Here is a 19,492-nt window from a genome sequence, read left to right on the forward strand (position 1 = left end):
CCGCACCGGACCTCGGCCCGGCCGCCCCGCACGCCGTCGTCAGCCGGTCCGTTCCCCGGCGGTGTGGTGCCGCACCACCGAGCCCTGCCGCTCCTTGACCACTTCGAGCTGGACGGGGACGCGGCGGCGCAGATCGGCGACATGGCTGACGATGCCCACGCTGCGGTCCCGTTCGCGCAGCGAGTCCAGTACGTCGAGCACGTCGTCGAGGGTCTGTTCGTCCAGGCTGCCGAAGCCCTCGTCGATGAAGAGGGTGTCCAGCCGTACGCCGCCGGCCTCGTCGGTGACGACGTCGGCGAGTCCGAGCGCCAGGGCGAGCGAGGCGAAGAAGGTCTCGCCGCCCGAGAGCGTCGCGGTGTCCCGCTCCCGGCCGGTCCAGGCGTCGACGACATGGAGGCCCAGGCCCGACCGGCGGCCGCCGGCGCGGGCGTCGGAGTGGACCAGTGTGTAGCGCCCGGACGACATGCTCCGGAGCCGGACGGTGGCCGCCGCGGCGACCTGCTCGAGACGGGCGGCGAGCACGTACGACTCCAGCCGCATCCTGCGCTCGTTGTCCGCGGATGTGCCGGCGGTGAGCCCGGCCAGCCGGGCCACCCGGTCGTACTCCTCGCGCAGCGGGCCCAGTCCGCGTACTTCCCGCTCGGCCTCCCGGGAGAGCCGGTCGAGCTCGGTGGCGCGTTCGCGGGCGGCGGCCAGTGCGGCGGAGGCGTCCCGCAGCGAGCGCTCGGCCGTGTCGTACGCGGCTTGCGCCCCTGCCACGTCGGCCCGCGGGCGGTCGGCGGCGTCCCGGGTCGCCGCTTCGGCCAGCCGGTCGGCCACCGCCGCCTCCTCGGCCTGCCAGGCGTCGACGAGGTGCTGGAGCTCGCGCTGCGCGGCCCCGTCGAGAAGAGCCCCGGAGGCCTCCCTCGGGGTGTCGAACCCGGACCGGAACGCGGCGTCCGCGAGCCGGCCGTCGGCCTCCTTGCGGCGCTGTGCGGCCGCCTCCTCCTGGCGCACCGCCTCGGCGGCCGAGGCGAGCAGCGCGACCCGGCGTTCCAGCCGGGCCGCGCGTTCGGCGACGTCGGCGGCGTCTCCCCGGGCGGTCGCCAGCTCGGCCTCCAGGGCGGCCTGTTCGCGGTCCAGTGCCTCGCGCTGGGAGGTGCGGGCCGCGGCGCGGCGTTCGGCGAGGCGGCGTCCGTCGAGGCGTTCGGCCTGTTCGCGCTCGGCTGCGGCAAGCGCCTCGCGTGCGGCGTGGGTGCCGGACGCGGTGCGGTGGGCCTCGGCGTGCAGGGCCGTCAGGCGGTCGACGAGAGCGGCGAGTTCGGCGGTCGTCGGGTCGTCGGCGGGTGCGGCCGGACCCTCGGTGCGGGCGGCCCGCTCCCCCGGCGCCGTTCCGGGTTCCGACGCCGCCGCGCGGGCCGCCGTGTGCTGTTCGCGCACGGCCGCGAGCTCGCGGTCGGCCCGGGTCCGCGCGTCCTCGGCGTCCCGGTACGCGGCCAGCGCCCGGTCCTCGGCCGTCTTGTCGACATGTCCATCGGCGGCGCGGGCCGGCCGGGGATGTTCGGCCGAGCCGCAGACCTTGCACGCCTCCCCGTCCACCAGCTCGGCGGCCAGCTCCGCCGCGATGTCGCGGAGCCGTCGCTCGCGGAGGTCCAGCCACGTCTCGTGGGCTGCGGCGGCACGTTCCCGGCTCCCGGTCAGCCGGTCGGTGGCGTCCGAGACCCGGGCGGCGAGCGCGTCGCGCCGGTGGGCGGCGGCCAGCCGGGCGCGGGCCGGTTCCAGTCGGCCGGCGAGCTGTTCGGCCCGGGTGGCGGCGTCCTGGGCCGCCTCGATGCGGGCGTGCAGGGCGTCGCGGGTGGCGGCCCAGCCGGCCAGCCAGTTCTCGGCCTCGCGGATGAGCTCGTCGTCGGCCCTGGCCTGGTGTTCCAGTGCGGCCCGCTCGGTGTCGATCCGGGCGCTGCGCCGTTCGGCGCGCCGGGCCGCGTCCAGGGCGCCGAGCTCCTGGCGCAGCCGCCGTTCCAGCTCCGCCAGTTGTTCGGCGCCGGCCTCGGCCAGGTCGACGGGGAGTGCGGCGCGGGCGTGGTCGCGTTCCCGGCAGGCGGTGCGGTGGGCGCGCTCGGCCTCCTCGCACAGCTCCAGGGCGGGCGCGACCAGTTCGGCCCGGCGGGCCCGGGCGAGGCGTTCACGGTGCCGGTCGTGCTCGGGACGGCGGGCCTCCAGCGCGGCGGAGCGATGGAGCGTCTCGGCGTGGCGCTGCTGGAGTGCGGCGAGTTCACGGGTGCGGTCGAGGGTCCGACGGGCCGCTGCCTGACGGCCCTCGGCCGCCGCGAGGACGCAGCCGGCGATGTCGAGCCGTTCACGGGCGGCGCTGCGGGCCGTCGCCGCCCACTCCAGTACGCCGTCGGTGAGCCCCGGGTCACCGGCCTGGAATTCGGGGAGCGGGACCTCGTGCCCGGCGGGTCCGGCGGCCTGGGCGATCCGCTGGGCCACCGCGAGCACCCGCTCGTCCCCGGCCCTGACCCTGGTCTCGGCGCGACGGCGCAGCTCGGCCAGCCGGTCCTCCACGGCGGCGAAGCGGTGGGTGTCGAAGAGCCTGCCGAGGAGCTTGCCCCGGGCCTCGGCGTCGGCCCTCAGGAAACGGGCGAAATCACCCTGCGGCAACAGCACCACCTGGCAGAACTGTTCCCGGCTCATCCCCACGAGCCCGGTGATCTCCTCGCCTATCTCCTGGTGCGAGCGGCTGAGCGGCCGCCAGCCGCCGTCGGGACCGTACTCCCGCAGGTAGCTCTGGGCCCGCTCCGTGGTGAAGCCGCTGCCCTTCTTCTTGGGGCGGGGCTGGGCGGGGCGCCGGGTGATCTCCAGGCGGCGGCCGCCGACGGTCAGCTCCAGTCTGATCTCGGTGGCGAGATCCGCCGGGGCGTGGTCGCTGCGCAGGGAGGTGCCCGGGCTCTGGCGGGCGCCGGGCACCGCGCCGTAGAGGGCGTAGCAGACCGCGTCGAGTACCGAGGTCTTGCCCGCTCCGGTGGGGCCGTGCAGCAGGAAGAGCCCGGCCGAGGCGAGCGTGTCGAAGTCGATCTCCTGGGTGGCGCCGAACGGCCCGAAGGCGGTGACGGCGAGCCGGTGCAGCCTCACGGGTTCACCTCGCGCAGGCCGTCCGTCACCCGGACGTGGTCGAAGGCGTCGCGCAGCACGGCGCGTTCCGCCGCGTCGGCGGCGCCACCGCGTACATGGGCCACGAAGTCCTCCGCGATCTGCTGGTCGTCGCGCCCCCTGAGGCGCTGGGCGTAGGAGGCGAGCGGGTCGTCGGGCGCCCGGTCGGGCTCGAAGGCGAGGCTGAGCGTGTGCGGGAACCGTTCGGTCAGCCGGGCCATCGGCTCGTCCGGGCGGACCGGGTCGGTGAGCGTCGCCTCGACCCAGGCGTCGCGGTGCCGCTCCAGGGCGGGGTCGTCGAGGAGCCGGTCGAGGTGTCCGCGGATACGGGCGAGCGGGCGGGGCACCGGGCAGTCGACGCGCTCGGCGGTGACGGTGCCCGGGGCGTCCAGCTCGATCAGCCACATGGTCTTGCGGTGGGCGGCCTCGGAGAAGGAGTACGCGAGCGGCGAGCCCGAGTAGCGGACGTGCTCGGTGAGGGTCTGGCTGCCGTGCAGGTGGCCGAGGGCCACGTAGTCGATTCCGTCGAAGACCCCGGCGGGCACGGCGGCCACCCCGCCGACGGTGATGTCGCGCTCGCTGTCGCTGGGCTCGCCGCCCGCGACGAAGGCGTGCGCGAGCACCACGGACCGGGTGCCCCCCGGCCGGGCCGCCAGATCCGCGCGGACCCGCTCCATGGCCGCGGTCAGCACGGCCTCGTGGCCCGCCCGGTCCGCCCCGAGGACGTCCTTCACCAGGGACGGCTCCAGGTACGGCAGCCCGTAGAAGGCCACCTCGCCGTGGGTGTCGCGCAGCACGACGGGGGTGGCGCAGTCGGCCGGGTCGGTGCGCAGGTGGATCCCGGCCCGTCCGATCAGGCCCGCGCCGACGCCGAGCCGGCGCGCCGAATCATGGTTCCCGGAGATCATCACGGTGGGTACGCCCTCGGCGGCGAGCCGGTGCAGCGCGTCGTCGAAGAGTGCGACGGCGGCCAGCGACGGCACCGCCCGGTCGTACACGTCACCCGCGACGACGACCGCGTCCACCTCGCGCTCCCGCACCGTCGCCACCAGGTGGTCCAGGAAGGCGGCCTGTGCGTCGAGCAGCGGGACCCGGTGGAAGGAGCGGCCCAGGTGCCAGTCCGACGTGTGCAGAATTCTCAAGACCCGGCTCCGACCCGCATCGCTCTTCTCCGCGGCCCGTCCGCCGCGGCCGGCCCCTCACAGTCTCGCATCACCGCCGGCCGTGTCCGCGGGGTCCGGGAACCGCTCCGCTCAGGCGTCCCCGTACGCCTCGCCGCCCAGCTCCAGCGTGGCCTCGCCCGCCGTCGCGTCGGCCAGCCAGCCCCGGAAGGACTCCACGTCCGCGTCCGGCAGCCCGATCTCGATGACGACGGCCTCCGCGTAGCGGACCTCACGGACCGAGCGGCCGGTGGCACGGAGGTCGTTCTCCAGCTTGCCCGCGCGCTGGTGGCCCACGGTGATCGTGGCGAGCCGGAACCGGTGCCGGGTGACGGTGCCGAGCGCGTCGATGGCCTCGCCGACCACCCCGCCGTAGGCCCTGATCAGCCCGCCCGCGCCGAGCTTGATTCCCCCGTAGTAGCGGGTGACGACGGCGACGACGTAGCGCATCTCCCGGCGGGTCAGCATCTGGAGCATGGGCACGCCCGCGGTGCCCCCGGGCTCCCCGTCGTCGCTCGCCTTCTGCACGGAGGCGTCGGCGCCGATCACGTAGGCGAAGCAGTTGTGGGTGGCGGTCGGATGCTCGGCGCGGACGCGTGCGACGAACTCCTGCGCCTCCTGCTCGGTGGCGGCGGGGGCGAGCGCGCAGATGAAGCGCGATCGGTTGATCTCGGTCTCGTGCACGCCCGCTTCGGCGACGGTCCGGTACTGCTCCTGCATCCGGCCACCCTATGCCCCGGGCGGGAATGGTCCCGGTCCGCCGTCCGTTGTCCGGATCATGTATGCGGACGACGAGACGATCAGCCGGATTCTCCGGGACAGCGGCGACACCTGGGCCGTGGTGGGGCTGTCGGGCAACCGCTCGCGCGCGGCCTACCGCGTCGCGGAGGTGCTCCAGCGCTTCGGCAAGCGGGTGGTGCCGGTCCATCCGAAGGCGGAGCGGGTGCACGGCGAGGACGGCTACGCCTCGCTGGCCGAGATCCCCTTCCCGGTCGACGTTGTGGACGTGTTCGTCAACAGCGAGCTGGCGGGCGCGGTCGCCGACGAGGCGGTCGCGGCGGGGGCCAGGGCCGTCTGGTTCCAGCTCGGTGTGATCGACGAGGCGGCCTACGAGCGGACCCGCGCGGCGGGTCTGGACATGGTCATGGACCGGTGCCCCGCGATCGAGATCCCCGCACTGGGCGGCTGACGCCGAGGAGCCGCGCCGTTCGTCCGGATGTGCGTGGTGTCGCTCCGGGCCGCCCGCTGGGAGAATGGCCCGCTGTGACCACTTCGACCGCACCTGCCGTCGCCCACACCCGGACCGGCCTGGCAAGGCAGCTGACGGCGCTCGGGGTGGAGCCCGGCGGAATCCTGCTGGTGCACGCCTCGATGCGCGCGGTGGGGCCGGTGAGCGGTGGGGCGCGTGCGCTGGCCGGTGCGGTGCGGGACGCGCTCTGTCCGGGCGGAACGCTCGTCGTGCCCGCCTTCACCCCGGAGAACTCCGACACCTCCCCGCACTACCTCGACCGGGTGCGCGGCCTGGACGACCGGGCCCGTGAGGCGGTGCGGGCGGCCATGCCGCCGTTCGACGCGGCGACCCCCGCGCCCTCGGTGGGCCGTCTGGCGGAGGCGGTGCGGCTCGGCCCGGGCGCGGTGCGCAGCGGGCATCCGCAGACGTCCTTCGCCGCGGTCGGCCCGTCGGCCGGGAGCCTGCTGGCCGGCCACCGCCCCGACTGCCATCTCGGCGAGGACTCGCCCCTGGCCCGGCTCTACGATGCCCGGGCCCAGGTCCTCCTGCTCGGCACCGGCTTCGACACCTGCACCGCCTTCCACCTCGGCGAGTACCGCGTACCCGCCCCGCCGCGCCGGACCTACCGCTGCGTGGTGGCGCTGGCGGGGGTGCGCCAGTGGTGGGAGTACGAGGACGTCGCCCTGGACGACAGCGACTTCGCCGCCCTGGGCGCGGACTTCGCCCGCGTCGCCGGTCCCCTGGTGAACACCGGCCCGGTGGGTTCCTCGACGAGCCGCCTCTTCCGCGTCACCGACGCGGTGGACTTCGCCTCCCACTGGCTGCCGTCCCACCGCGATCCCGTGCTCTGCGGCACGCGCGGCTGAGCGCAAACCGGCCGCGGATCCAGCGTGCGGGCGGGACGGAGACCGCCATGGTGATCTCCACCGGTTCGGGGCCGTCGTTGCGGTGGGCGTGGGGATGGTGCGCCTCGAACGACGCGGAGCACCGCCCTGTGCTGCGCGGTCACCCGGTCGGCGGGTCCTCCGTTACGGCCGATTCCGCCAGGGCCAGCAACTGCTCGGGGGTGGCGTCCGCCGGTATCGGGATCGGGGCGGGGGTGCGCATCGGCGGCTGCCAGCCCTGCTCGGGGTCCCAGCTGCGTACGGCGCGGGCGGGGGCGCCCGCCACCACCGTGTGGTCGGGCACCGTTCCCCGTACCACCGCGCCCGCGGCGACCACCACGTTGCGCCCGAGGGTGGCGCCGGGGAGGATCACCGCCCCGGTGCCGATCCAGCAGCCGGCCCCTATGGCGACGGGTTCCATCCGGGGCCACTGACGGCCGACCGGTTCGTGCGGGTCGTCGTAGCTGTGGTTCGTGGACGTGATGTAGACGTAGGGCCCGCAGTACGTGTCCGGGCCGATGGTGACCCGGGTGTCGGCGACCACGTGGCTGCCCCGGCCGAGCACCACCCCGTCGCCCAGGGTCAGGATCGGGTCGGGACCGAGATCCAGGTCGGGCATGAGTCCCGCGGTCAGCGTGACCTGCTCGCCGATCACGCAGTGCGCGCCCAGTTCGATCCACCGTTCCCCGAAGACGGTGCCCTGGGGGAAGGCCAGCCGGGTGCCCTCTCCGATCCGGCCGAAGCGCAGGGCGCCGGGGCGGTCCGCGGTGACCGCGCCCGTCTCCCGTACCCAGCGCCAACCGCGGTGCACGGCCCGGGACAGGGCACGGCGCCGCCGGGCGGCGAGGGAGGAGAACACGTTCCTGATTGTCGGCACGCGCTCACGCTAGTCGGCGCCGGAGGCCCGATCGCCGGGGCGACCTGTGATTTTCACCCCACTCGGCCGCCGTCCGCCGACCGTCGCATACCGTTCCCCTGCCGGGGCCGGACGGCTCCGGTCGTACGGGACCCGAGCACGGAAGGAGCACGCCATGGCGGAGCGGGCGTTGATCACGGGACTGGGCGGCAAGGAACCGGACATCGACGCGGCGGCCTTCGCGGCGCCGACCTCGGTGGTCGTCGGCGAGGTCACGCTGGCCGCGGGCGCCAGCGTCTGGTACCAGGCCGTACTGCGCGCCGACTGCGCCCCGATCACCATCGGGGCCGACAGCAACATCCAGGACAACTGCAGCGTCCACGGCGACCCCGGCTTCCCCGTCACGGTGGGCGAACGCGTCTCGGTCGGGCACAACGCCGTGCTCCACGGCTGCGCCGTCGAGGACGACGTCCTGGTGGGCATGGGCGCGACCGTCCTCAACGGCGCCCGGATCGGCGCCGGTTCGCTGATCGCGGCGCAGGCGCTGGTCCCGCAGGGGATGCAGGTGCCCCCGGGTTCGCTGGTCGCCGGGGTCCCCGCCAAGGTGAAGCGGCAGCTCACCGAGGAGGAACGCGAAGGGATCCGGTTCAACGCGGTGGGCTACGTGGAGCTCGCCAAGGCGCACCGCCTGGCCCACGAGGGCTGAGCGGGCGGCGGGGGACGTACGGCGGGCGCGGCCGGTGCGGCCGCGCCCGTGGCCGTCACTCCCCGGCGGGCACCGCCGACGCCTCGGGCGCGGAGCTCGCCGAGATCCGCTCGGCCGCCTTCTTGGCGCGGCTGCGCACGATCAGCATCGAGGTGATGCCGACCAGTACCGCGGCCACCAGGCCGAGGTACGAGAACCGCTTGAGCCAGGCCTCGGCCACCACGCCGACCGAGTAGACGACGGCGGTGGTGCCGCCCGCCCAGACGATGCCGCCGAGCACGTTGGCGGTCAGGAACCGCCAGTAGGGCATGTGCAGGACACCGGCCAGCGGGCCCGCGAAGATCCTCAGCAGCGCGATGAAGCGGCCGAAGAACACCGCCCACATGCCCCATTTGTCGAACGACCGCTCCGCCAGCGCGATCTGGGCCTCGCCGAAGTGCTTGGGGAACCTCCGGCCCAGCCGGGCGAGGAGCGGGCGGCCGCCCTTGCGGCCGATGGCGTACCCGATGGAGTCACCGATGACCGCGCCCGCCGAGGCACAGGCCCCGAGGACCCACGGATTGATCCCGTCGTGCCCGGCGGCCAGGAGCGCCGCGCTGACCAGAACGATCTCGCCCGGCAGCGGAATGCCGAGGCTCTCCAGCCCGATGACTCCGGCCACCAGGGCGTAGACGCTGATCGCGGGGATGGTCTCCAGCCATTCCTGGATGTGCAACGCCCGTTCCTCCCGAAGCTGTTGTCCGCTGCCCGCCGGGCGACTCCTCGGCGCACGGCGGGCAGCCTACCCGCCTCCGCGACCGCCGGGACAGCACGAAAGGCCGCCGCGCACCCCCGGGTCGGGCAGGTGGCGGCGGCCCCTTTCGGGACGGACCGGACTTCAGGAGTGGGGACGCAGCGTCCAGACGACCGTCATCTCACCGGTCACCGCGCCGTCCTCGCGCCGGATCTCGACGGCCACCGGGAACTCCGGCCGCTCGCCCGCGTCGAGTTCGGCGACGACCTCGGCCGCCGGGCGTCCGAGGGTCGCGGTGGCGGTGACGACGCCCTTGGCCAGCTTCTTGTAACCGATCTCCGCCTTCACGGCCAGCGGCACGGCGCGTGACATCTGGTCGCCGAAGGCGGCGATCACGATCGCTCCGCTCGCCGACTCCGCCAGCGTGAACATCGCTCCAGCGTGCGGTCCGCCGATGTGGTTGTGGTACTCCGCCTGGTCCGGCAGGCGGACCACCGCACGCTCGGGGGTCGTCTCCAGGAACTCGAGATGGAGGGTCCGGGCCATCGGGACCGTCGCCACGAGCATCTCGCCGACGGTCATCTGTTCAGCGCTCATGGCCAGATGTTACTCATGAGTATATATCTTTGGCCATCCCTGTGCCTTCCGGACGACCGCCGCTGATCGCCTCCTTCACCGTCCGCTCACGGGGGCGGGCGTAGCAGACCGGCCACCGCACCTCTATCGTTACTCGCCATGTGGCCAGGACAGCAGCCGCCCGGGGGCGAGCAAAACCCGCAGGACCAGAATCAGAACCCGTACCAGCAGCCGGGTTACCAGCAGCCGAATCCCTATCAGCAGCCGGGATATCAGCAGCAGGGCCAGCCGGTACCGCAGCCGGGACACCCGCAGCAGGGCCAGCAGCCCGGCTACCCGCAGCCGAACCCGTACCAGCAGCCGACCGTGCCGCAGTACGCGGTGCCCGGCCCGCCCGGGGATCTTCAGCCCGGCGGCGGTGACAACAAGAAGAAGAACACCGTCATCGCGATCGTCGCGGCGACCGCGGTCGTCGTGGCCGCCGTGGTCACCGGTGTCGTGGTGATGAACAAGAAGGGCGACAAGAAGGACGACGTCGCCGACGGCAAGCAGTCCTCGGCACCCGCCAAGCCGTCCGAAAGCGCTTCCGACGAGGCGAACCCGCGCGGTGACGGGGACGATCCCAAGCCCCTCATCCCCGGGTGGAAGGTCGTCACCAACCCCAAGTGGGGCACCCAGTTCGACGTGCCCGGCGACTGGGAGGTCGGCAAGCCCGGCACCATGTCGTACTTCGAGGACGAGAAGAAGGGCGACGGCTCCCCGCTCATCGGCTTCTCCGCACCGTCGTTCCTCAAGAAGAACTGGTGCGTGGACGACTCCGACAAGGACGGCGTCGAGGAGACCTCCAGCCTCGCCAGCGCCGGTTCCCGGGGCGCCCAGGGCGCCACCGACGCGGGCAAGAACGCGCACAGCGAGGCCGGCACCTGGGTGTGGGCCGCCTATGCGCAGCACATGCCGCAGAGCACCATCAAGTTCACCGAGGCCAAGCAGTACACCACCAAGTCGGGGCTCACCGGCCAGGTCGTCACCGCGACCGCCCCGAACGTCAAGAAGGTGAAGAAGTGCGACAGTGACGGCAAGGCCATCGCCTTCACCTTCAAGAACAAGGAGAACGAGTTCGCCTCCTGGGTGCTGTACGGGGCCGCCGGCGTCGAGGACGAGCTCTCGGACGCCACGATCCAGCAGATCCTGAGCACGGTCCGGCTGGTGGACGTCGTCAAGTCGGAGTGACCGCTCCGCCGCCGGGAAATCGGTTGGCACGGGGCGGGGCGCGGAAGGCATAGTCCGCGGGTGACCTCCGCTTCCACCTCCCCGTCCCGTCCGCAGCGCTCCGGCCGCAACTACCGGCTGCTGACCGCCGCCGCGATCATCACGGGTCTGGGTACCCATGGCGCGTTGATCGCGGCGGCGTTCGCCGTGCTGAAGGCGGGCGGTGACAGCGGGGACGTCGGGCTGGTGGCCGCGGCGAGGGCCGCGCCCCTGGTGCTCTTCCTGCTGATCGGCGGCGCGATCGCGGACCGGCTGCCCCGCCATCGGGTGATGGTCGCGGCGAACACCGTCAACTGCCTCTCGCAGGCCGTGTTCGCCTGGCTGGTGCTGGCCGGTGATCCCCAGCTGTGGCAGATGATGCTGCTCACCGCGTTGTGCGGGACGGGGCAGGCGTTCTTCAACCCGGCGGCCGAGGGCATGCTGATGTCCAGCGTCGACCGGGAGCAGGCGAGCCGGGCCTTCGCCCTGTTCCGGATGGCGATGCAGGGCGCGTCGATCGGCGGTGCCGCGCTCGGTGGCGCGATGATCGCGGCGATGGACCCGGGCTGGGTGCTGGCTGTCGATGCCGCGGCCTTCGCCGTGGCGGGGGCGCTGCGCGCGTTCCTGGACGTCAGCCACATCCCTCCGCGCGCGCCGGGTGGCGGCCTGTTCGCCGATCTGCGCGACGGCTGGCGGGAGTTCATCGGCCGCCCCTGGCTGTGGAGCATCGTGGCGCAGTTCTCGGTGGTCGTCGCGGCGGTGGGTGCCGCCGAGTCGGTGTACGGCCCGCTGGTCGCCCGGGACGAGCTGGGCGGGGCGCGGCCCTGGGGGTTCGCGCTCGCCGCGTTCGGGGTCGGCACGATGGGCGGGGCGCTGCTGATGACGCGCTGGAAGCCGCGGCGGATGCTGTTGACCGGGACGCTCTGCGTCTTCCCGCTGGCGCTGCCCTCGGCGGGCCTGGCGGTGCCGCTGCCGGTGGGCGCGCTCTGCGTGGTGATGCTCGTCAGCGGGGTCGCCATCGAGGTGTTCGGGGTCGCCTGGATGACGACCATGCACCAGGAGATCCCGGAGGAGAAGCTGTCCCGGGTCTCCGCGTACGACTGGTTCGGCTCGGTGGCGATGATGCCGCTGGCCACCGCGCTCGCCGGTCCGGTGGAGTCGGTGGTCGGGCGGAGTCAGGCGCTGTGGGGCTGCGCGGCGCTGATCGTGCTGGTCACCGGGGCCGTCCTGTTCGTTCCGGACGTACGCCGGTTGACCCGGGCCCCCGCCTCGGCCGAGGTGGCGAAGGGCCCGGGTCCGGTCTCAGCCGATGCTGAAGGCGCCGTCGGGCGGCTCGGGTGAGGCGACCGCCTCCCCGTCCCCGACCGGCCGGGCCCCACCGGCCAGCCGTTCCAGCGCGGCGCCGTGTTCGACCCGGGCCGGGAAGGCGTCGGCGGCGCAGCGCCGGGTGAGCGTCGCGATGTCGATGGGGGCCGGGGAGGCGACGAGCACCAGGTTGCCGAAGCGCCGGCCGCGCAGCACCGCCGGCTCGGCGATCAGTGCCAGCTCCTCGAAGACGGCGGCGAAGGTGGCGAGTTGGGAGCGGAGGAAGTTGAAGGGCGCGCCGTCGGCGAGGTTGGCCGCGTAGGTCCCGCCGTCCCGCAGTGCCCGCCGGGCGGTGTGCGCGTACTCGACGGAGGTGAGGTGGGCGGGTACCCGCGAGCCGCCGAAGACGTCCGCGACGACGAGGTCCAGCGAGCCGGGCGGGGTCTTCTCCAGCAGGCCCCGCGCGTCCGTGCCGTGGACGGTGATGCCGCTGTCCTCGGGGACCGGGAGGTGCTCGCCGACCAGTGCGAGGAGGCCCAGGTCGGCCTCGGCGACGTCCTGCCGGGAGCCGGGCCTGGTCGCGGCGGTGTAGCGGGGCAGGGTGAGCGCGCCGCCGCCGAGGTGGAGCACGTCCAGCGGCGCGCCCGGTGCCCCGGCGCAGTCGACGACGTGCGCGAGCCGCCGCGCGTACTCGAACTCCAGGTGGTCCGGCGCGTCGAGGTCGACGTAGGACTGGGGTGCGCCGTCGACGGTGAGCAGCCAGGCCCGGTCCCGGTCCACGTCGGGGAGAAGTCTGGCGGTGCCCTGGTCCACGTCCCGGATCACCGGTATCGAGTCGTTCACTCCCCCATTGTGGGGTGCCCGGGCGGCCGCCGCGGCATCCGGTGCGCCCCGTGGGCCCGCCTCCCGCACTCGGCGGAAGGCGGGCCCGGACGCGCCGCTCAGAGCAGGGCGGTGACGGTGCCGGCGCCGACCGTGCGGCCGCCCTCGCGGATCGCGAAGCCGAGTCCGGTCTCCAGCGGGACGTCACGCCCGAGTTCGACGGTCAGGTCGACGGTGTCGCCGGGGCGCGCCACCGCGAGCCCGCCGAGGTCGATGTCGCCGACCACGTCCGCGGTGCGGATGTAGAACTGCGGCCGGTAGCCGGTGGTGACCGGGGTGGTCCGGCCGCCCTCCCGCCCCGAGAGGACGTACACCCGCGCGGTGAACCGGCGGCTCGGCGTCACGCTCCCGGGCGCCGCGACCACCTGGCCCCGGCGCACCCGGCCGCGCTCCACCCCGCGCAGGAGCAGCGCCACGTTGTCGCCGGCCTGCGCGGACTCCATCGGCTTCCCGAAGGTCTCCAGGCCGGTGACGACCGTGTCGATGTCCTGCTCCCCGCCGAGCACCGTCACCTTGTCGCCGGTGCGGAGGGTGCCGCGCTCGACGGCTCCGGTGACGACGGTGCCCCGGCCGGTGATGGTCAGCACGTTCTCCACCGACAGCAGGAACGGCGCGTCGGTGTAGCGCACCGGCATCGGTACGTACGTGTCGACGGCGTCCAGCAGCGCCTCGATCGCGGAGGTCCAGCGCGGGTCGCCCTCCAGGGCCCTGAGACCCGAGACCCGTACGACGGGCACGGAGTCGCCGCCGTATCCGTGCGCGGAGAGCAGCTCGCGGACCTCCAGCTCGACCAGGTCGGTCAGCACCGCGTCGTCGCCCTCCTCGACGGCGTCCGCCTTGTTGAGCGCGACGACGATGTGGTCGACGCCCACCTGGCGGGCGAGCAGGACGTGCTCGGCGGTCTGCGGCATGATCCCGTCGAGCGCCGAGACGACCAGGATCGCCCCGTCGAGCTGGGCGGCTCCGGTGACCATGTTCTTGATGTAGTCGGCATGGCCTGGCATGTCGACGTGGGCGTAGTGGCGGGTGTCGGTCTCGTACTCGACGTGCGCGATGTTGATGGTGATGCCGCGCTGCGACTCCTCCGGCGCCCGGTCGATCCGGTCGAACGGGACGAAGGTGCCGGTGCCCCGGTCGCTGAGGACCTTGGTGATGGCGGCGGTGAGCGTGGTCTTGCCGTGGTCGACGTGGCCCATGGTGCCGATGTTGAGGTGCGGCTTGGTGCGTACGTAAGCCGTCTTGGACATGGTGGATTCCTTGCTGTTCGAAGCTGGGAGAAGACCCCGGGGCCCTGCCGACCCTCCCCTTGCGGGGTCCGCCGGACTGTCGGGGGAGGGTCAGCTTCGGGCGCCGCCGAAGGGCGCTGCGGCAGCGGTGCACGCTGCCGCGACAGCTGCGACGACCAGGTTCACGGCAGCCTTCGGCGCGTCCGCGACTGCGGACGGCGCTGCGGGGAAGGCGTACCGGGACATGGCTCCGATGATGGCGGACGGGCCGGAAGCCGTCGAACGGTTTTCGCGCAGCTCACCGCTCCGTCAAGGAAGTTCGGCCGACGGCTCGGTGTCCGCCGGTTCCACGCCCCGGGGTGCGCGGGGGCGCGTCGCGGCGATCATTCACCGGCGTCGGTTACTCTCCCCGCATGCTCGACCCCGCCCCCGCCACCCGGCCCGCCACCGGCCTCGCCACGCGCTGCGCGAGGGCGCTGCTCTCTCCCTGGTCGCGGTTCTCGCTGCTCGTGGCCGTGCTGCTGGGCGCCGCCGCGTCGATGTTCCTGCTGGAACCCCAGCGGCTGCTCACGGCGGGCTGGCCCGCCCAGGTCAGCGGGGGTGCCGTCGCGGTGCTCCTGTTCGGGGTGGCGTACGGGGTGTGCACCGTGGCGTTCGTACCCCGGCCGCTGCTCAATGTCGCCGCCGGTGCGCTCTTCGGTACGCAGGCGGGGCTCGCCGCGGCGCTGGCGGGGACGGTACTGGGTGCGGGCGTCTCGTTCGCCCTGGGGAGGGTGCTGGGGCAGGACGCACTCCGCACGCTGCTGCGCGGGCGGTGGCTCAGGGCCGCGGACGGGCAGCTGAGCCGGCACGGGTTCCGCTCGATGCTGGCGCTGCGGCTCTTCCCGGGGGTTCCGTTCGCGGCGGCCAACTACTGCGCGGCGGTCTCCCGGATGGGGTATCCCGCCTTCCTCGGGGCCACCGGGCTCGGCTCGGTGCCGAACACCGCCGCGTACGTCGTCGCGGGCAGCGAGGCCACCTCCCCCACCTCCCCGGCCTTTCTGGCCGCGATGGGCTTCATCGTGCTGACGGGGGCCGGGGCGGTGGTCGTCGCCTGGCGCAGACGGCACCGGCTGCCCGCCGAGTGAGCGCCCGCGCCCCGGCCCCTCCACGCCCCGGCGGCCGTCCGCGCCACCCGCCCGTCGAGGAACGTACGAACTGCGTTCACCTGAGGGCGGTACCCTGCCCGCAACCGACCGCAGACCTCCGGGCCCCTCATGGCCCTGTCCGCACTTGACCACTATGCACACGCCGCCGACGGCTGACCGCCGTCGGCCGATGCACGATCACCCCGGGATGGCCAAAGCCCCATGAGCTGGTTCGAATCGTTCGTCCTGGGCCTCGTACAGGGACTGACCGAGTTCCTCCCGATCTCCTCCAGCGCGCATCTGCGGCTCACCGCGGCGTTCGCGGGCTGGCACGACCCGGGTGCGGCGTTCACCGCCATCACCCAGATCGGCACGGAGGCGGCGGTCCTCATCTACTTCCGCAAGGACATCGTCAGGATCGTCTCCGCCTGGTTCCGTTCGCTGGTCGACCGGTCGATGCGCGGCGACCACGACGCCCAGATGGGCTGGCTGGTCATCGTGGGCTCCATCCCGATCGGTGTACTCGGCGTGACGCTGAAGGACCAGATCGAGGGGCCGTTCCGCGATCTGCGGCTGATCGCCACCACTCTGATCGTGATGGGCGTCGTGCTGGGTGTCGCCGACCGCCTCGCCGCCCGCGACGAGGCAGGCGGACGGCACCGGGCCGCCCGGGAGCGCAAGACGCTCCGGGAACTCGGCGTGAAGGACGGCCTGATCTTCGGCTTCTGCCAGGCGATGGCGCTGATCCCGGGCGTGTCCCGCTCCGGGGCCACCATCAGCGGTGGCCTGCTGATGGGCTACACCCGCGAGGCCGCGGCCCGCTACTCCTTCCTGCTCGCGATCCCGGCGGTGCTCGCCTCGGGCGTCTTCGAATTGAAGGACGCGGGCGAGGGACATGTCTCGTGGGGGCCGACGATCTTCGCCACGATCATCGCGTTCGGCGTCGGATACGCGGTCATCGCATGGTTCATGAAGTTCATCACCACGAAGAGCTTCATGCCCTTCGTGATCTACCGGATCCTGCTCGGCATCCTGCTGTTCGTGCTGGTGGGAGCCGGTGTGCTGAGCCCGCACGCGGGTGAATCCGGCGGCTGAAACCGGGCCGTACAGGTAGCGCTGTCCAGCATTTCCCAGTGCCTGATTACAGCACCACGCCATGATCATCTCCCACTTGTCTCCCACCTGGGGGGCGGGATGCACTCCGCTGGGACGTGTGCGTTCGCAAAGTAGGGGATGACACGGAAGGGCCCGCACAGCAGCTGCTGTGCGGGCCCTTCCACAGGCGACTGAGCCGCTCGTCAGCCATCGAGCGGGCGGCCATGGCCCTCGCCGCCCCTCGCGGGCGCGCCGGGCCCCGTATCCTGTCGGTCGTGCGGGTACGTGATGTGGCGTGATCGACGGTCTTGAGCGGGCCGTGCGGATTCTGGATCTCTTCTCCTCCGACGCCCCCGAGCGGACGGTCAGCGAGGTGTGCCGCGCGCTCGACCTTCCGAAGACGACGACCTGGGACCATATGCAGTCCATGGTCGAGCTCGGCCTGCTGCGCCGGACGGGGCGCGGTCGCTACCGGCTCGGATGGCGGGCCTTCCAGCTGGGGCTGCGTGCACGTATGACATCGGAGATCTCCGAGCCGGCGTGGGTGGAGATGCGGGCCCTGGTCGCCGCTCATCGACAGACGGTTCAACTGTCGTCACGTCATTACGGCGAGGTCGTCTACCTGGAGAAGCTCGCGCCGCACGACGGGGTGCGGCTCAACGCGACCCGGGTCGGTGAACGCCTTCCGGCGCACTGCACGGCGCCCGGCAAAATGCTGTTGGCCTATCTCTCCCCCCGCGAACTGCGCGATGTCTACGGCCACGACGCACTGACCACGCTCACGGACCGTTCACTCACCACGCTCACGGCGCTGGAGGCGGAGCTGCACACGGTGCGTGAGCGCGGGTACGCACGGGACGTCGAGGAGGCGGTCGAGGGCGTGTGCTGTGTCGCGGCGCCGGTCAGCAACCGGCACGGCGACGTCACCTGGGCGCTGAGCATGAGCTTCGTCGAGCAGCGGCTGGCTACGCACGGTGACACGTATGCCCGCGCCGTGACCGAGGCAGCCCGGCGGCTTTCCGAGCGTGCGCCGTGACCCGGCCGTCCCTGTTCGGCTGAGCCGAACACTTCGTTGTCGGCCCCTGTACGAGGGGCTACGGTCCTGGAAACACCGCGCCTTCTGTAATTCTCGAATTCGGTTCGCACCGGCCGCACCATTCGCGCACTTCTTCTTGCGTCAATGCACCGCACGCCCTTCTGCGCGCCCATTCGGTTCTCAGTAATGGAGTTTCCTCGATGACGAACGTAAGCAGCACTGCGAGTCGGCGGATCGGAATTGATATCGGCGGGACATTCACCGACCTCTTCGTGGTCGAAGGGAACGGAGAGTCCCGTATCTACAAGTCTCCGACGACGCCGCACGATCCGTCCGTCGGTCTGCTGAACGGCCTGACCAAAGCGGCCGACAGTTTCGGGGAGTCGCTGGAGGCCTTTCTCGGTGCGGTGTCCACGATCGTGCACGGTACGACGATCGCCACCAACGCCGTGCTGACCCACCAGGGGGCGAAGACCGGCTTCGTCACGACGCACGGCTTCCGTGACCTGCTGAACATGCGCCGCGGTATCCGGGACCGGCAGAACGACTCCAAGTACGCGCCGCCGCCCCCGCTGGTCCCCCGGGAGCTCATCGCCACCGTCCGCGAACGCGTCGACGTGTCCGGCAACGAGATCGAGGCGCTCAACGAGGAGGACGTGCGCGCGGCGGCGCGCTATTTTCGCGAGCAGGGCGTGGAGGCGGTCGCGGTCTCGTATCTGTGGTCTTTCGTCGATGCCGCCCACGAACGGCGCACCGCGGAAATCCTGCGCGAGGAACTTCCCGGTGTCTTCATCACGATATCCAGCGACGTGGTGCCCCAGATCCGCGCCTACGAGCGACACAGCACCACGGTGCTGAACGCGTTCGTCGGACCCAAACTGCAGAATTACCTGGCGAACATCGAACGTCAGCTGGCAGACCGGGGATTTTCCGGAACCCTGCTCATCGTGCAGTCCAACGGCGGCGTGATGTCGCCCGAGATCGCCAGTAATTCCGCGGTCAACGCGCTCATGTCGGGACCGGCGGCGGCGCCCGGGGCGGCTCTCCAGTACGCCCGTCGGCACGGCGCCCAGGACGTCATCGCCGTCGACATGGGGGGCACCAGCTTCGACGTCGCCCTGGTGCGCGACGGGGAGTCGCTGCTCACCGGCGACAGCGAGATCGCCGGATACCGCGTCGCCCTGCCGATGCTGGACATCCACACGGTCGGCGCGGGCGGCGGTTCGCTGGTCTGGGTGGACTCAGGCGGCATCCTCCGGGTGGGTCCGCAGAGCGCCACCGCCAACCCGGGCCCCGCCTGCTACGGGCGCGGCGGCGAGAACCCCACCACCACGGACGCCGATCTCCTCATGGGCTATCTGAACCCGGACATGTTCGGCGACGGCGCCTTCACCCTGGACGTCGAGGCGTCGCGCAGGGCCGTGGAGGAGAAGGTCGCGAAACCGCTCGGACTCACGGTCACCGAAGCGGTCGAGGGCATCTACCGCGTGGTCAACGCGACCATGGCCGAGGCCGTCAGCGCGGTGTCGGTCAAGCGCGGTGTCGACCCCCGGGAATTCACCGTGGTGGTCGCCGGCGGCGCGGGACCGATCCACGCCGTACCGATCGCCCAGGAACTCGGCATCACCCGCATCATCGTGCCCCGCGAATCGTCGGTGTTCTGCGCCGTCGGCACCCTTCTGACCGACCTCAAGCACCTGTACGCGCGCACCTTCGTGTCGGACATGGACGCCCTGGACCTGGACCGTGTCGGCGCGCTGTACCGCGAGATGCGCGACGAGGCCGTCGAGACGCTCCGCTCGGAGAACGTCGAGGACGGGGCGATCAGTCTGGTATTCAGCGCGGACGTGCGCTATATCGGCCAGTTCACGGAGATCGAGGTCCCCTTGTCGTTCGACGGCGAGCTGACCCAGGAGTCGGTCAAGCAGCTCGTCAGCGACTTCGAGGCCAAGCACGAGGCCCTCAACGGGTACGCCATGCCCGGCGAGCCCACCGAACTCATCAACGTCCGCCTCACCTCGCTCGGCCGTACGACCAAGCCCGCCCTCGCCGACGAGCCCTCCGCCGGCCCCGACCCGAGCGCCGCCCGCAAGGGCGCCCGCGAGGCCGTCTTCTCCGGCCGCACCGTCCGCACCGACGTCTTCGACGGCCTGGCCCTGCGCCGTGACAACCGCGTCGTCGGCCCCGCGATCATCGAGCAGCCCACCACCACCGTCGTCCTCATCGAGGGCTACGTCATGACGGTGGACGCGCAGGGCAACTACGTCATCGAACCGGCGAACCAGCCGGCCTGAAGGG

17 protein-coding genes and 1 pseudogene are annotated in these 19,492 nt (G+C 72.6%); 9 read left to right on the top strand and 9 right to left on the bottom strand.

Annotation, left to right across the window (positions count from 1 at the left end; translation table 11 throughout):
• Positions 1-39: 39 nt before the first annotated feature.
• The 3 genes from ACWC97_RS20210 to ACWC97_RS20220 form a co-directional block, all read right to left on the bottom strand.
• Positions 40-3,111 carry an AAA family ATPase gene (locus ACWC97_RS20210; RefSeq protein ID WP_450650672.1) on the bottom strand — a complete coding sequence of 1,024 codons (3,072 nt, stop codon included), beginning with the start codon at positions 3,109-3,111 and terminating at the stop codon, positions 40-42.
• On the bottom strand, positions 3,108-4,271 hold the full coding sequence (locus tag ACWC97_RS20215) for an exonuclease SbcCD subunit D (RefSeq protein WP_450650674.1): 1,164 nt from the start codon (positions 4,269-4,271) through the stop codon (positions 3,108-3,110). Before ACWC97_RS20215 ends, ACWC97_RS20210 begins: the two co-directional genes overlap by 4 nt.
• Positions 4,272-4,382: 111 nt before the next feature.
• Positions 4,383-5,009 carry a YigZ family protein gene (locus tag ACWC97_RS20220; RefSeq protein WP_352274310.1) on the bottom strand — a complete coding sequence of 209 codons (627 nt, stop codon included), beginning with the start codon at positions 5,007-5,009 and terminating at the stop codon, positions 4,383-4,385.
• Positions 5,010-5,067: 58 nt separating this feature from the next.
• Here ACWC97_RS20220 and ACWC97_RS20225 point away from each other — a divergent pair, with 58 nt between their 5' ends.
• On the top strand, positions 5,068-5,478 hold the full coding sequence (locus ACWC97_RS20225) for a CoA-binding protein (protein ID WP_352274309.1): 411 nt from the start codon (positions 5,068-5,070) through the stop codon (positions 5,476-5,478).
• Positions 5,479-5,552: 74 nt separating this feature from the next.
• Complete coding sequence (locus tag ACWC97_RS20230; RefSeq protein ID WP_450650677.1) at positions 5,553-6,386, top strand: aminoglycoside N(3)-acetyltransferase; 834 nt, start codon at positions 5,553-5,555, stop codon at positions 6,384-6,386.
• Between the two features lie 22 nt (positions 6,387-6,408).
• On the opposite strand, the pseudogene ACWC97_RS20235 reads toward ACWC97_RS20230, so the two are convergent.
• A pseudogene (locus tag ACWC97_RS20235) lies at positions 6,409-6,504 on the bottom strand (transcriptional regulator); the annotation flags it as partial.
• A gap of 21 nt (positions 6,505-6,525) precedes the next feature.
• Positions 6,526-7,281 carry an acyltransferase gene (locus ACWC97_RS20240; protein ID WP_450650679.1) on the bottom strand — a complete coding sequence of 252 codons (756 nt, stop codon included), beginning with the start codon at positions 7,279-7,281 and terminating at the stop codon, positions 6,526-6,528.
• Between the two features lie 154 nt (positions 7,282-7,435).
• Here ACWC97_RS20240 and ACWC97_RS20245 point away from each other — a divergent pair, with 154 nt between their 5' ends.
• Complete coding sequence (locus ACWC97_RS20245; RefSeq protein WP_352274306.1) at positions 7,436-7,966, top strand: gamma carbonic anhydrase family protein; 531 nt, start codon at positions 7,436-7,438, stop codon at positions 7,964-7,966.
• A 55-nt stretch (positions 7,967-8,021) separates the two neighbouring features.
• Here the strand turns inward: ACWC97_RS20245 and ACWC97_RS20250 are convergent, their stop codons facing one another.
• Together ACWC97_RS20250 and ACWC97_RS20255 are read right to left on the bottom strand one after the other, a co-directional pair.
• On the bottom strand, positions 8,022-8,681 hold the full coding sequence (locus ACWC97_RS20250) for a DedA family protein (RefSeq protein WP_352274305.1): 660 nt from the start codon (positions 8,679-8,681) through the stop codon (positions 8,022-8,024).
• A 162-nt stretch (positions 8,682-8,843) separates the two neighbouring features.
• Positions 8,844-9,281 (bottom strand): DUF4442 domain-containing protein, encoded by a 438-nt coding sequence (locus ACWC97_RS20255; RefSeq protein ID WP_352274547.1) that lies wholly within the window; start codon positions 9,279-9,281, stop codon positions 8,844-8,846.
• Between the two features lie 153 nt (positions 9,282-9,434).
• Between ACWC97_RS20255 and ACWC97_RS20260 the strand changes: the two genes are divergently transcribed.
• Positions 9,435-10,505 (top strand): hypothetical protein, encoded by a 1,071-nt coding sequence (locus tag ACWC97_RS20260; RefSeq protein WP_450650682.1) that lies wholly within the window; start codon positions 9,435-9,437, stop codon positions 10,503-10,505.
• 60 nt (positions 10,506-10,565) lie between these two features.
• Positions 10,566-11,864, top strand: a complete 1,299-nt coding sequence (locus ACWC97_RS20265) for an MFS transporter (RefSeq protein ID WP_450650684.1) — start codon at positions 10,566-10,568, stop codon at positions 11,862-11,864.
• Here ACWC97_RS20265 and ACWC97_RS20270 read toward each other — a convergent pair.
• Together ACWC97_RS20270 and tuf are read right to left on the bottom strand one after the other, a co-directional pair.
• Positions 11,826-12,671, bottom strand: a complete 846-nt coding sequence (locus ACWC97_RS20270) for a spermidine synthase (RefSeq protein WP_450650686.1) — start codon at positions 12,669-12,671, stop codon at positions 11,826-11,828. The two genes, ACWC97_RS20265 and ACWC97_RS20270, sit on opposite strands and share 39 nt — an antisense overlap.
• Before the next feature lie 98 nt (positions 12,672-12,769).
• Complete coding sequence (tuf, locus tag ACWC97_RS20275; RefSeq protein WP_450650688.1) at positions 12,770-13,957, bottom strand: elongation factor Tu; 1,188 nt, start codon at positions 13,955-13,957, stop codon at positions 12,770-12,772.
• Positions 13,958-14,349: 392 nt separating this feature from the next.
• On the opposite strand from tuf, the gene ACWC97_RS20280 reads away from it, so the two are divergent.
• From ACWC97_RS20280 to ACWC97_RS20295, 4 genes are all read left to right on the top strand, one after another.
• On the top strand, positions 14,350-15,063 hold the full coding sequence (locus ACWC97_RS20280; protein WP_450650690.1) for a TVP38/TMEM64 family protein: 714 nt from the start codon (positions 14,350-14,352) through the stop codon (positions 15,061-15,063).
• 222 nt (positions 15,064-15,285) lie between these two features.
• Positions 15,286-16,158 carry an undecaprenyl-diphosphate phosphatase gene (locus ACWC97_RS20285; protein WP_352274299.1) on the top strand — a complete coding sequence of 291 codons (873 nt, stop codon included), beginning with the start codon at positions 15,286-15,288 and terminating at the stop codon, positions 16,156-16,158.
• A 295-nt stretch (positions 16,159-16,453) separates the two neighbouring features.
• Positions 16,454-17,194 (top strand): IclR family transcriptional regulator, encoded by a 741-nt coding sequence (locus tag ACWC97_RS20290; RefSeq protein WP_352274298.1) that lies wholly within the window; start codon positions 16,454-16,456, stop codon positions 17,192-17,194.
• Positions 17,195-17,394: 200 nt separating this feature from the next.
• Positions 17,395-19,488 carry a hydantoinase/oxoprolinase family protein gene (locus ACWC97_RS20295; protein WP_450650693.1) on the top strand — a complete coding sequence of 698 codons (2,094 nt, stop codon included), beginning with the start codon at positions 17,395-17,397 and terminating at the stop codon, positions 19,486-19,488.
• The last annotated feature ends 4 nt before the right edge of the window (positions 19,489-19,492 follow it).

This window comes from Streptomyces sp. NPDC001108, assembly GCF_053598535.1.